This window comes from Spirosoma sp. 48-14, assembly GCF_001898575.1.
GTDB lineage: Bacteria > Bacteroidota > Bacteroidia > Cytophagales > Spirosomataceae > Spirosoma.
In genome coordinates this window covers 352,692-366,423 of record NZ_MKUD01000001.1, presented here as the reverse complement: position 1 = coordinate 366,423, position 13,732 = coordinate 352,692, and the positions used below count along the sequence as shown (strand labels likewise).

At 48.8% G+C, this 13,732-nt stretch carries 9 protein-coding genes; all 9 read left to right on the top strand.

Features of this window, described 5'->3' with window-relative positions; genetic code table 11:
• Nucleotides 1–1,938: SusC/RagA family TonB-linked outer membrane protein (locus BGO59_RS01405; protein ID WP_293679402.1), on the top strand; the 1,938-nt coding region annotated here is incomplete at its 5' end.
• A 40-nt stretch (nt 1,939–1,978) separates the two neighbouring features.
• On the top strand, nt 1,979–3,325 hold the full coding sequence (locus tag BGO59_RS01400; RefSeq protein WP_293679400.1) for a RagB/SusD family nutrient uptake outer membrane protein: 1,347 nt from the start codon (nt 1,979–1,981) through the stop codon (nt 3,323–3,325).
• A 21-nt stretch (nt 3,326–3,346) separates the two neighbouring features.
• Nucleotides 3,347–4,186 carry a hypothetical protein gene (locus BGO59_RS01395; protein WP_293679398.1) on the top strand — a complete coding sequence of 280 codons (840 nt, stop codon included), beginning with the start codon at nt 3,347–3,349 and terminating at the stop codon, nt 4,184–4,186.
• Between the two features lie 46 nt (nt 4,187–4,232).
• Nucleotides 4,233–4,727, top strand: a complete 495-nt coding sequence (locus tag BGO59_RS01390) for a hypothetical protein (protein ID WP_293679396.1) — start codon at nt 4,233–4,235, stop codon at nt 4,725–4,727.
• 4 nt (nt 4,728–4,731) lie between these two features.
• Nucleotides 4,732–7,095 (top strand): M43 family zinc metalloprotease, encoded by a 2,364-nt coding sequence (locus BGO59_RS01385; protein ID WP_293679394.1) that lies wholly within the window; start codon nt 4,732–4,734, stop codon nt 7,093–7,095.
• Between the two features lie 203 nt (nt 7,096–7,298).
• The gene (locus BGO59_RS01380) at nt 7,299–10,187 is read left to right on the top strand and encodes a glycoside hydrolase family 9 protein (protein WP_293679392.1); all 2,889 of its coding nucleotides are present in this window, start codon (nt 7,299–7,301) and stop codon (nt 10,185–10,187) included.
• 109 nt (nt 10,188–10,296) lie between these two features.
• Nucleotides 10,297–11,925, top strand: a complete 1,629-nt coding sequence (locus tag BGO59_RS01375) for a CotH kinase family protein (RefSeq protein ID WP_293679390.1) — start codon at nt 10,297–10,299, stop codon at nt 11,923–11,925.
• 88 nt (nt 11,926–12,013) lie between these two features.
• A complete protein-coding gene (locus BGO59_RS01370; protein WP_293679388.1) occupies nt 12,014–12,583 on the top strand; it encodes a type 1 glutamine amidotransferase domain-containing protein in 570 nt (189 codons plus the stop codon).
• A 302-nt stretch (nt 12,584–12,885) separates the two neighbouring features.
• Nucleotides 12,886–13,728, top strand: a complete 843-nt coding sequence (locus BGO59_RS01365; protein WP_293679386.1) for an AraC family transcriptional regulator — start codon at nt 12,886–12,888, stop codon at nt 13,726–13,728.
• Nucleotides 13,729–13,732 lie beyond the last annotated feature (4 nt).

The window sequence follows — 13,732 nt, the reverse complement described above, 5'->3', positions numbered from 1 at the left end:
ACCGATAAACTATCCTTTGGCAGTAATATCACTGTAGCGCGAGCCGTAAACAACCGGGTGGCTGGCGATAACTTTCTGGATGGTGTGTACTCGGGCGCAACCCGGAGCCTGCCCTATTATTCGCCCTACAACGAACAGGGGCAACTGTATGCGCCAGGTGATCCCAATTATCCGGACTTCCCAAACTTCAATCCGGTTGGTGAAGCCCTTTTACCTCGCCAGCAGGTACTGACAACCAAAATGCTGGGTGGTGTATACGTAGCGTATCAATTTCTGCAGAACCTACGTTTTCAATCGAAAGCCAGTATCGATTACAACAGCATTATAGAGAACCTGTATTTTCCCCGATCGACGGCTACCGGAGGGTACAGTGCCAGTTTGGGGCAGCAAGGGTATGGCGAATATAATACGAGTTTAGCGGCAACGTTTACAAGCTCTAACACACTGTCGTACAATACACTGATCAATGAAAAACATCGGATTAGCGCACTGGGTGGTATCGAAATCATTAAACGGACCAACCGGGCCGGTTCGGTGAATGGTGAATATTTCCCAAGCGACGATTTTACGTACATCTCATCGGCCGGGGTGGTCAATCAGGGGAGCTCTTCATTGGTTAACAGCGGTTTATTCTCAGGCTTAGGCGAAGTTAAATACGATTACAAAGACAAGTATCTGGTATCTGTAACGGGTCGATACGATGGGTCGTCACGGTTTGGCCCCAACCGGAAATTCGGTTTTTTCCCATCAGGGTCGCTGGGCTGGCGTATCTCCGAGGAATCATTCATGGAACAATTTAGCTTCCTGAGTGACCTAAAACTGAGAGGGAGTTATGGATTTACGGGGAACGAACAGATTGGTAACTTCCTCTATCTGGGAACCTGGGCAGCTACTACGTACAGTGGTTCGTCCGGGCTTGGACCAGCCGGACTTGCCAACCCCAATCTGCAATGGGAACGTACACGAGAGGCTAATGTTGGTTTGGATGCGTCGTTCTTCAATGGGCGCTTAACTGTTACGTTTGATGCCTACAGCAACCTCACGGATAAACTCTTGTTCAGTCAGCCAATTCCGTTGACTTCAGGCTTTGGTTCGGTGCAGGGGAACATTGGTAAAATAAGCAACAAGGGGCTGGAGCTGACCATCAGCACGGTTAATATTGATAAGAAAGGCCTCCGCTGGAATACAGATCTGAATATTTCGACTAACCAGAATAAAGTAGTTGAGTTAGCCACAGACGAACCTTTGTTCGCTGGCTATCAGGGCAACGGCGTTGCGGCTACCAACGTCGTATTGCCAGGGCAACCGCTCGGCACATTCTGGGGACTGAAATTCTTAGGCGTTGATGCGGGTACGGGTGATGCTATTTACCAGGATAAGAATGGGGATGGCCGAATCACTCCCGACGATGGGCAGGTAATTGGCAATGCACAGCCGAAGTTTTTTGGTGGCCTGACCAACCGGCTTTCGTATAAAGGATTCGACCTGAGTGTTTTCTTCCAGTTTTCCTATGGCAATCATGTATTGAATATGACCAAACAAACATCGGTCAATACAGGCTCGTCACTTGCCTTCAACCAGAGTGTCGATGCATTGAAGCGGTGGCAGAAAGAAGGAGATATTACGAGCGTTCCACGCTATGTGTACGAGAACACCTATAACAATTATCTCAGCAGCCGTTTTCTGGAAGATGGTTCTTACCTGCGTCTGAAAAATGTGACGATCGGCTATAACCTGCCTAAAAAATGGGTTGGTTATGTAAAATTATCGGGCGTTCGGGTTTTTGCTTCGGCCACCAACATCTGGACGTACACAAAATATTCAGGATCAGATCCGGAACTAAGTACGCTGGATGGATCGACAACCGCCCAGGGTATCGACTTAAATACGCTTCCGCAGGTTAAAAACATATCAGGTGGCGTAACAGTGACGTTTTAAGCACTGCTCATTTATTATTTCAGGCAAGCACACGTTCTCAATGAAGTCTTACATAACTTGTTTCATACTGACAATTGTTCTGCTGAGTTCCTGCCAGGATGTGCTGGAACCCACACCGTACGATTTGCAGATCGATGAATTAACCCTGAAGCGGGCCGCCGATGTGCCACTGGTGCGGATTGGTTTATATAGTTCGTTCCGGGCAATGACTTCCTCGATTGTCATTGCGGGTGACTTCACGGCCGATCATATCAAGCATAACGGCACATTCGCTTCCTATCAGGAATTTGGTACGAAGCAGATTACAGCTACCAACTCCGATGTCACTACATTTTGGGGCGCTATTTATGGGTGCGTGTATGTCGCCAATTTTATTCTGGAACGGCTGCCTACTGTGACGGGCGTTACGACTGATGCCCGAAAACAGTTGACTGCCGAAGCCAAGTTTCTGCGGGGGCTGGCGAATTTTTACGGTGTCTATACCTTTGGTGATATTCCACTAGTAACGACGACCGACCAGACAACGAACCGAAACATCAGCCGGACGGCTAAAGCTACGGTTCTGGCAGCGGTTTTGGCCGATTATCAGGCTGCCCTGGCCGATTTACCCGACGACTCATCGACTGGCGTGGCTTATCTGTCGAAGCGGGTAGTACAGGCTGCCCTGGCCCGATTTTATCTGTATCAGAAAAACTATGCCCAGGCAGAAAACTATGCGTCGCTGGTGATCAACTCGGGTAAGTTTTCGCTGGTGCCCGATTACAATACCATCGTTAAGCAGAACTTTACGGCTGAATCCATCTTTGAAGTGGGGTATACGCAAAATGATGATCCAGCTACCCTAAATACCTTATTTGTTTCTCGTCGGGAAGTGATTCCGTCGGATCAGGTCGTGATCAGCCTCAACTCACTGGAATCAGGCACCCGCGTGGCAACGATTTCCTTCGATGTGACAAAACAGCAAGGAAACGACAATGGCTGGACGGTTCGTAAATATGGCACAGCTGTTGAGAACAATGCCAACATTGTGGTGTTCCGCTTAGCTGAAATGTGCCTGATTCGGGCCGAAGCACGCGCGCAGCAGAATAAACTGACTGGTACGACAGGGGCGGTAGCTGACCTGAATTTATTGCGAACACGGGCCAAAAGCACCGCTGTAACAGCTACTGCACAAGCCGATATCCTGCTGGCGGTAGAGCGGGAGCGTCAGTATGAACTGGCATTCGAAGGGCACCGCTGGTACGATCTGGTGCGGACGGGACGGGCACAGGCTGTGATGTCGGCTTTCTCGCCCAACTGGAATAGTCGATATGAATTATGGCCTATACCACAATCGGAAATTTTACGTAACCCCGGCCTACAGGGAGCCCAGAATCCAGGGTATTAATCATTAACGAATCGAAACGTCATGATAACCAATAAACTACGTGGGTTGTTCGGAGTCGTACTCGTGCTGACGCTGGGCGTATTCGCCTGCGAAACAAGCGATATTGACCGTATTTTCGAAGGACCCTACTATGTTCGTTTTACAAAGGATAGCTTGACTTATAAGGAAAGCTATAGCCAGCCGATTAACATAGAGGTACATAATGCCGGGCCGCAACTGGACCAGGCCATTACCATCAACTATACGGTTGGCGGAACGGCACGCGAGGGGAAAGAGTACTATTTTTCCAGTAAGAAAGGCACCGTAACTATCCCGGCTAAGTCGAGCAAGGCCAATATTGTGTTGCAACTGATTAACAACGCCAACAACATCCTGGAGTCATCGACCGTAACGTTTACCATAACCAGCGTACAGCCTAGTTCATTGCAGGTGGGTTTTGGCAGTGGCGAAAACGTTATTGGTAAGCAGTTTACCCTGATTATTCAGGACGATTGCCTGCTGGGCGGGTCTTATACAGGAACACAGGTATTTAATACACAAACCGGACCGCAAACGGCCACTATATCGAACGTACAGATCACCAGTACCGACTGTAAAAACTATGTATTGAGCAACTGGAATATTGGTCTCCTTAGCTTTGATGCGATCAAGCCAACGCTCACTTTTATCGACAATGGGGATAACTCACTCACCGTACCGACTCAAAACAATGCTGAATTAGGATCAACAGACACGATTAAGGGTACAGGAGCCTGGAATCCCAAGAATAGGGTGATTACCCTAAGCCTTCAGTTTACTATTAAACAAAGTACAGGTAAAGATACGACACTGAATTACGTACAAACCTATACGCCCCAGTGAGGGACTGTTACAGAACTATTTACAGACTAGTTGACAAGCTTTACCTATGCGACAGTTTATACGCGTCTTATTGATCCCAGGATTTATCGGCTGGATACTGGGAGGCTGCTCGGAAAAGATAGAACCCAAACCTCCGACGTACTCACAACTGCTGACAGGCACCGACAAGAAAACCTGGAAGATGGTCTCTTTTCAGGTGATCGACGCGGGAAATGCATCGGGCGTGATCCCCGTGACACAAAGCAATATAGCGCCTTGTATTTACGATGATTACCTGACCTTTTATGCCAATGCGGAACGAAAGTTTGAGGCTAGTGAAGGGCCTACAAAATGCAGTGCCTCTGATCCCGATATTTATGTGACAGATAAATGGACATTGATCAATGCCAATGCAACCCTGGAATTCTACATTCCCATATTGAACGGTATATACCCCTGGGTGATTAAAAACCTGACCAGTACATCAATGACGGTTCAGTATTACTTCCAGGACATTGATGCCAGTTACCAGTTTACGTTTACCCCTGTTACGACCAAATAGGCATATGTTTCGATTCATACTTAGCCTAACCTTACTAGGTTTATTGACAACCAGCTTACGCGCTCAGGCTCCTGAGAAATGCGGAACGATGTATCTGGATAGTGTGCGTCGGGCCAAAAATCCGCAATTGGGTTCACTTGCCGATTTTGAGCGGGAGTTGCAGTTGAAAATGATTGCGCTCAAAAAGCAAATGGCTAATAACCGGACGGCAGCCGCTACGGTCATTACGATTCCGGTTATCGTTCACGTAGTACACAATGGAGAAACGGTCGGGTCGGGGCGAAACATAAGTCAGGCACAGGTGCAATCGCAACTGGCCGTATTGAATGAAGATTATCGACGGAAAGCCGGTACCCGTGGGTTTAATGACAATCCGGTGGGGGCCGATATTGAAATCGAGTTTTGTCTGGCTGCGGTGAATCCGCAGGGGCAAACGATGGCCGAGCCGGGTATCGATCGGTACAACGGCAATCGAACCACCTGGGATCAGGCCAGTATCGAAGGGGTACTGAAACCCAGTACCTACTGGAACCCCGATAAATACTACAACATCTGGGTACTCGACCTGAACGAGCCTTCTGTAAACGGGCAATTATTGGGGTATGCACAGTTTCCCAGCCAGTCGAACCTGCCGGGTATCCCTACCAACTCCCCTGCCAGTACGGATGGGGTCGTCATTTATTATAAAGCGTTCGGAAGTGCCGATAAAGGAACATTCCCCGTACTTCAGGCTCCCTATAACCTGGGTCGTACCCTGACGCATGAAACGGGCCACTTCCTGGGTTTGCGGCACATTTGGGGCGATGCCGTTTGTGGCGACGATTTTTGCGCCGATACACCTCCTCAAGCGTCGGCTAGTAATGGCTGCCAGGTGGGGCGGGTAAGCTGCGGATCGACAAACATGGTGCAGAACTATATGGACTACTCCAACGATGCCTGCTCCAATATATTCACCCAGAACCAGAAAGACCGGATTCGGGCAGTTATGGCACTTAGCCCCCGGCGGTTAACATTGCTATCGTCTAACGTATGTGGTACACAGGTGGCCGCCCGGCCCATTCCGAATTTCCGGGTCGATAATCAGCAGGTTTTGCTGGGAGGACAGCTTAAGTTTACCGACCTATCGGATAATTTTCCGACCTCGTGGTCATGGACTTTTGAAGGCGGGACCCCGTCAACATCTACGGAGCAAAACCCGACGGTTACTTATAACCAGCCGGGTAAGTTTAAGGTAACGCTGGTCACTACAAATGCGGTTGGTCAGTCGGACCCGCTGGTGCGCACCGAATACATCGAAGTACTGAATGCGGGTCTTTGTGCGGATATCACCAACTTTAATGGTACGGCAACCATACTGCGGGAAACAGGTGGAACAGGCTATGTAGCCGGGCAGAATAGCCACAAGAGTCAGGCCGTTTCGGAGTTCTTTGCCAATAAGCTGGCCTATAATAACCTGTCGGGAGCTACGCTTAAATTCGGCGTTGCTAAAGCCGCCAAAGGAGCCGCGACGGAATCGGTTGTAACCGTAACGGTCTGGAATGGCCGTGGATTCCAGGGTGGGCCGGGTGCTATTCTGGGACAGAAAGATGTTCCTTTGCGGGATATTCTGAACGACGTAGCCAATAACCGTGCTACCTCTGTAACCTTTGATAAGAGCCTTCCGTTGAGTGGCTTACCATTTCATATCGGTATTTTGCTCCCCTACGCATCGGGTGATACCGTTGCCTTAGTGACGACCAAAAATGGTGAGTCGCTGGCCGCAACATCGTGGCGGCTTAGCCAGCAGGGCAACTGGATTCGGTATGCCGATAGCCTGGGTTTGAACGTGTCGCATAATATTGCCGGTCGGGTTGGGCAGAAACCCTCAGTACAGGTAGCCGCTTCGGCTGTTTTTATTAACCCCGGTCAGACCGTTACGCTGAATGCGCGTGGGGCAAGTATATTCACCTGGAGTGGCCCAGGCCTCAACACAACACTGGGGGCGCAGGTAGTGGCTAGCCCTACCCAAACCACGTCCTATACGGTTACGGGTTCGGGACTGGATTTGTGTAGCACAAGCGCCGTCGTGACCGTCAATGTCCGGGCGGGTACCGTTACCTCGACAACCCCGCTTGCCGAACAGGCCCTACAGATTACGCCCAACCCCAGCGACGGCCAGATGATGGTATCATTCAGCAGCCCGCTGCGAGGAGCTTTGACACTGGGCGTCCGAAACATAAATGGAGCCGAACTGAGCCGTCAGAACTACCAGAAAACCACCGATGTCTTCCAGCAGGAACTTGATATAAGAAACACACCGGGAGGGGTCTACTTTGTTGAAATCAGGATGGGCGATGAGGTATTCCGAAAACGAATTTTGAAGCAGTAAAACCAAACAGGGCCGGGTCACGCGATTCGGCTCTGTTTGGTTTTACTGAAGAGTAAATAGGTTGTACAAATCAGCTTGTTTAGAAACGTATAAATTACTCGACCGCTTACATAGAAAATTACTCGTTAAATGTCTGCTTTTGCTTATTTACAATCTATCAGGCGTTGAACTACTGATTGAATCTCAACAAAACAAGGACGGGCATGAACGTGGTGAGGCTTCTCTTTTCGCTCGCATGGATGCTGGTGGCCACTAAAGTCGGGGCGCAAAGTCCGGTGAATGGTTCTGGTAATCTGGTATCTGGTGGTCGAACGCGGACGTTTTCCTATCATCTTCCTACAGCTTTTCCGAAGGATAATCTGCCGCTTGTGATTGCCTTTCATGGCGATGGTGGTACAGGCGCTGGCTTTCAGTCGTATGCTGGGCTGGATGCCGTAGCCAATACCCAGAATTTCCTGGTAGTCTACCCAGATGCCGTGACGGTGGGAGGGGGTATTCAATTCAACAAATATGCCGATACGGCTCCTGGTTTCGGATCGGCAGGAGATGCCAATGGCCCCAGCCCGGCGGACCCGAATGCGCCGGATGATGTACGATTTACCTCTGATCTAATTGATTACTTTGCTCAAACCTATCGCATCAATCGCAATCGGGTGTACGTAACGGGGCATTCGGGGGGTGGGTATATGTGCTATTTCCTCAGTATGGCACTGGCGAATAAGATCGCGGCTTTCGCTCCGGTAGCTGCCAGTTTGTGGGTTAATAACAGCTATTCAAACACGTATTTTTCGGCAGGTACGTATACGCCCGTTCCTATACTGCATATCCATAGCGCAGGCGACCCAACCGTAACGCCCCCGATTGTACCCTATCCCAAAACACCAGCCTATGCCTGGCCGCTATCGAACTATGCCGGGATGAACTGCAACAACTGGAGTTCGTACACGACTACCGCTTTTAACCCTACTGTCGATTCACTGACGTTTTGTGGATCAGGCAAAAAAGTGGTTTTATTGATGACCAAAGATGCCACACACGGCTGGAGTACGCAGTTCAACGTTGCTCAAACGATCTGGAACTTTGTCAAAAGCTATCAGCTGAGCAGTTTCCCGGAAGTCGATAACCACATCAAGGTCGATCAGTTTGGGTATTTGCCACTGGCTAAAAAAGTGGCTGTTGTCAGCAATCCGCAAACAGGCTATAATTCAGGCGAACCGTTCACGCCATCAGCCACATATCAGATTCGGAACGCGGTAAACGATGCGGTTGTGTTTACAGGAACGCCTACGTCGTGGAGTGCGGGCGCTACCCATACGCAGTCGGGTGATAAGGTCTGGTGGTTCGATTTTTCGGCCTTACAGATTCCCGGAACCTATTATGTGTATGATGTAGGGCAAAACAAGCGATCGTATGCATTCGATATTGGCAATACCGTTTATCAGACTGTTCTGAAGCAGGCGACGCGTGTCTTTTTTTACCAACGAAGCGGCTTTGCCAAACAAACCCCTTATGCACAAAGTCCGTGGACCGATGGTGCGGCTTTTCTGGGAACGCAGCAGGATGCCGACTGTCGGCTGGTGAGTAATACGTCGGTAACTACGTCGAAAGATGTACGGGGTGGGTGGTTCGATGCGGGCGATTATAACAAGTATGTTCCGTTTACCTACGGCACACTGGTGGATATGTTGCTGGCCTATCAGGAAAACCCGACGGTCTGGACCGACGATTTTAACCTGCCAGAATCCGGAAATGGAGTACCGGATTTGCTTGACGAGGTGAAATGGGAACTCGACTGGCTCCTGCGGATGCAGCAGGCCGATGGGTCTTTACTACATAAAGTATCGGTTATCGATTTTAGTGCTACCTCGCCCCCCAGTGCCGATACCCATGCTCGTCGGTATGGAGCTGCCAGCACCGATGCCACGGCTACCGGAGCGGCTGTTTTTGCACTGGCTGCCATCCAGTTTAAATCGCTGAGTAGTCCGACCCTGCAAAGCTATGGAAGTACGCTTCAGACGGCGGCTATCAATGCGTTCAATTGGGCCAATAGTAACCCATCTGTCCTGTTCAATAATGCTGGTTTCCAGAGTGTAGCGGCCACTTATGCCGACAATGACCGACTGGCCAGGCGTGTAGCGGCAGCGGCTTTCCTGTACGTTCTGACCGGCGACAATACCTACAAGACATTCTTTGATGCAAACTACAGTCAGGTGCATTTGATGCAATGGAGTTTTGCCTATCCGTTTGAGGCCACCTACCAGGATGCGTTGCTCTACTACACTCGCGCTGCCGGAGCCACAACCAGTGTTAAAAATGCCATTTTATCGACCTATTCCGGGAGTTTGAAAACAGGTAATTCGGACAACCTGCCTTCGTATCTGAATCAATCGGATGCGTACCGGGCCTTCCTGAAAAATGACAATTATACCTGGGGCAGCAACGAAACCAAGTCGCATCAGGGGAATATGTTCTTCACCATGAACGTCTACAATCAGGATGTGGGCAATAAGACCAATTATCGGGATGCGGGCATGGGATTCATTCATTATCTGCATGGCGTCAATCCGACGGCTTACTGTTACCTGACCAATATGGGCGCCTATGGTGGCGAATTTTCGGCTCCGACTATGTACCATTCGTGGTTTGGCGACGGAACTGTTTTCGACCTGAATCCGCCACCGGGTTATCTGATGGGTGGTGCTAATCCAACCTACGCGCCCGATGCTGCGTATTCAGGGCCTGTAATCAGTCCGCCACAGAACCAGCCGATTCAGAAATCCTATAAAGCCTGGAATACAAGTTATCCTGAAAATTCCTGGCAACTTAACGAACCGGCTATTTATTCGCAGGGGGCCTATATCCGGTTGCTGTCGCAGGCTAGTTGCTACACCGATCGAGTAACCAGTGTAAGATCAGGTAATTGGAATGATCCCGCTACCTGGGCTTGCGGTCGTATTCCGTCGCTCACTGATCAGGCATTTGTCCAGCCGGGCCACGTTGTGACCATCGACGCGACTGTACAGGCTAAAGGGCTTGACCTGAAAGGTAAAGTCAATTACATAAATGGCGGTAAACTGACTATCGGTAACTAGACAGGTAAAATACGGCGATTGCTAGTATTCGATAGCACTATATTGCTTTATAAGGAGGAGACGGTCTAAAAAGGTATTTTTAAAATAGACCCGTTTAGCCTACACCACTATGAAGTCGCTTTACTATTGGATAATTTGCTTACAACTGCTTGGGGTTTCGGCGTTTGGGCAAACCTTTACCTCATCGAATCTGCCCATTATCATCATTAATACAGGCAGCAAAACCATTGTCGATGACCCGAAAATTGTAGCCGATCTGGCGATTATCGATAATGGTTCGGGCAAACGCAACACCTTGACGGATACGCCTACGTTTACTAGTAAAATTGGTATCGAACTACGGGGCTCATCGTCGCAAAGTTTTCCTAAAAAACCGTATGGATTTGAATTACGGGATGCGTCGGGCGAAAATTCCGTCAATGCATCGATTCTGGGTATGCCTTCCGAATCAGATTGGGTGCTCAATGCCATGTATAACGACAAATCATTAATTCGGGAGCCGCTTACCTACGATCTTAATCGACAGTTAAGTGCTTATTATACACCTCGTTTTCGCTTGTGCGAAGTGGTATTGAATGGGAGCTACAATGGTGTGTATATGCTGATGGAAAAGATCAAACGAAATAAAAATCGGGTAAATATCACCAGCATTAAAACCTCCGATAACACAGGCGATGCGGTAACGGGTGGATATATTTTCAAAATTGATAAATACACAGGTTCCGATTCGCGCGACTGGGATTCTCCCTTCAAAACCAATGGCATTGCTATTCCTATTCAGATTGATAAACCCAAAATCGATGAGGTGACCGAACAGCAATACCAGTATGCCAAACAGTTTGTAACCGATTTTGAGAACACGCTGGCTGGCGCTAAATACCAGGATTCGGCAGTCGGGTATCGAAAATATATTCATGATGATTCCTTTGTCGACTATATGATTATGACCGAAGTGGCGCATAATCTGGATGGGTATCGGCTGAGTGCTTTTTTCTATAAAGATCGCGATTCGAAAGATGGACGAATGGTGATGGGACCGATCTGGGACTTTAATCTGGCCTATGGCAATGCCAATTACTGCAATGGGAATTCGTATCAGGGCTGGTCGTACACCTACGATAAAATCTGTGGAGACGATCCCTATCAGGTTCCATTCTGGTGGTATAGACTGGTGAGCGATCCTCGCTTTTCGAAGGCTGTACGGGCCAAATACCAGGCGCTTCGAAAAGGGTTGCTCAAAACTGAGCGTGTTCAGGCCTATGTCGATTCAGTGGCCAATGTACTGGCCGAACCGCAGAGTCGTAACTTTCAGCGCTGGCCTATTCTGGGCGTTTATGTCTGGCCCAATAGCTTTGTCGGCAAAACCTATCAGGAAGAAATCAACTTTCTGAAAACCTGGGTTAAAAACCGCCTGGAGTGGATGGATAACGCCATTCTGACAATGGATGTACAGGTGCTGGGCGTAGAGCCAACACCTGGGTTTGAGGTGATCGTTCAGCCCAATCCGTCAGCGAGCGATATTACTGTTCGCTACCGATTGCAAAAGCGGACTAGTGTTTTATTAACGATAACCGATGCCAGCGGACGAATTGTACAGCAATTTACCCGGCCGGATCAATCAATGGGGGAACATCAGGAAACGTTGCCAACCCATTCGCTGCCTTCGTCACCGGGCGAATACATTCTCCGGTTAACGGCTGATGGTCAGTATGGTAGCCAGAAAATAGTACGCTTCTGATTCCCTTGCAACGGAATACAGTTGATAAATCCAATAACTTTCGTCGGGTTCTGTAGTTATATCGGAGAATTAAATACTCAACAAAACGATGGAAACGCAGCAACGATTGGATGGGAAGAAGGTAGCGATTTTGCTGACCGATGGATTTGAACAGGTCGAAATGACGGAGCCCCGCAAAGCCTTACAGGATGCTGGAGCCACCACGCACCTGATTGCTCCGAAAGGAGGTGATGTAAAAGGTTGGGAACACACAGATTGGGGCGATACGTTTCCGGTTGATTTGCCTTTGGCGGGTGCCGATCCAGCTCAGTATGATGCCCTACTGCTACCGGGGGGCGTCATGAACCCAGATACCCTGCGGATGGAGCCAAAGGCTATTCAGTTTATCCGCCACTTTTTCGAAAACCAAAAGCCAGTAGCGGCTATCTGCCATGCCCCTATTATGCTCATTGAAGCAGGAGTTGTTAACGGTCGAAAACTTACGTCCTATCCGTCGATTCAAACCGATCTGAAAAATGCCGGAGCCAACTGGGTCGATCAGGAAGTAGTAACTGACCAGGGCCTGGTAACGAGTCGGAAACCAGATGATATTCCGGCCTTCAATCGAAAAATGATTGAGGAGATTCGAGAAGGCAAACACGCCCGGCAACATGCGTGATAAGTGATTAATTTGTAGGCGATTAATAAGGTCGATTCTCAAAATCGGCCTTATTTTTTTAATGTCTGTTTCTGGATTTTCCAGCTTTAAGAAACCACGCCAGGCGAATACACAATACATTGCTATTGGTAAAAGAAAGGCCAATCAGGGAATATTTTCGGAATACCGGATTCGATAAGGATCAGGTTTTGCGGTGAGCAAAATCGGTGTTTTCTGTATCAACGACCGTTTGATAGCTATTTATCAGATATATATCGTTAAATAGCTATCTAGTAGATTATCGTTGATCAGGCTATACACCCATGTTTTATCAGAAATATTTTCCGGCTCCTCATCTGGCTCCTTTTGTGGAATGTTATTATATCTGGGAAAATAAGCCTGATGCAACGACCTGGGCGTTACCCACAAGTAAGCCTGCTGTTATAGAATCGCCACCGACCGGATTTGGCTCGATTGTCTTTAACCTGGGAGCTCCTTATTCGGTAGGTACTACGCAACGAAATTCGATTCGGGTAGTTCCTACGGCATTTATGACCGGGCAGGCAACTCATCAATACCGACTCTATTTGCCCGACCACATCCACATGCTTGGGATTGTTTTCCGCCCGGCAGGAATAGGAAGCCTGTTTGGTTTACCGATGGTTGAGCTGACCGATGAACGCATTGCGCTCACTGACGTGCTGGAGCAATCGGTTCATTACCTAGCCGAGCAGCTAGCCGAAGCGCCCAGCCATTCGGCGCAAATTGCCTGTCTGGAGCAATTTTTATCCTTTCAGTTGATAAAGCGTAATCTTCAGCCCGACCGCATCGACTATGTGGCTAACCTGATTGTCGCGAATCGGGGTAATGTAAGTTTGAGTGGGTTGATCGAAGATGCGTTTCTGTGCCGTCGGCAGTTTGAGCGGAAATTTCTACAACGGATTGGTGTGAGTCCTAAATTTTATGCACGCATCCGACGGGTTAGCTATATGTGTTCCGAGCTAGCCAGCCAGCGTTGGCAAATCAACGATTGGCAGGATCTGGTCTATCGATGTGGTTATTACGACCAATCGCATTTTATTAAAGAGTTTACGGCATTTACAGGTAAAAATCCGTCACTCTATGTACGGAATAACCTTGAGTTAACCCAGTATCTGTCGGAGTAATCGT

Coding starts and splice junctions, on each gene's coding strand:
- BGO59_RS01400 (WP_293679400.1), top strand. CDS start 1,979: ATGAAGTCTTACATAACTTGTTTCATACTGACAATTGTTCTGCTGAGT.
- BGO59_RS01395 (WP_293679398.1), top strand. CDS start 3,347: ATGATAACCAATAAACTACGTGGGTTGTTCGGAGTCGTACTCGTGCTG.
- BGO59_RS01390 (WP_293679396.1), top strand. CDS start 4,233: ATGCGACAGTTTATACGCGTCTTATTGATCCCAGGATTTATCGGCTGG.
- BGO59_RS01385 (WP_293679394.1), top strand. CDS start 4,732: ATGTTTCGATTCATACTTAGCCTAACCTTACTAGGTTTATTGACAACC.
- BGO59_RS01380 (WP_293679392.1), top strand. CDS start 7,299: ATGAACGTGGTGAGGCTTCTCTTTTCGCTCGCATGGATGCTGGTGGCC.
- BGO59_RS01375 (WP_293679390.1), top strand. CDS start 10,297: ATGAAGTCGCTTTACTATTGGATAATTTGCTTACAACTGCTTGGGGTT.
- BGO59_RS01370 (WP_293679388.1), top strand. CDS start 12,014: ATGGAAACGCAGCAACGATTGGATGGGAAGAAGGTAGCGATTTTGCTG.
- BGO59_RS01365 (WP_293679386.1), top strand. CDS start 12,886: ATGTTTTATCAGAAATATTTTCCGGCTCCTCATCTGGCTCCTTTTGTG.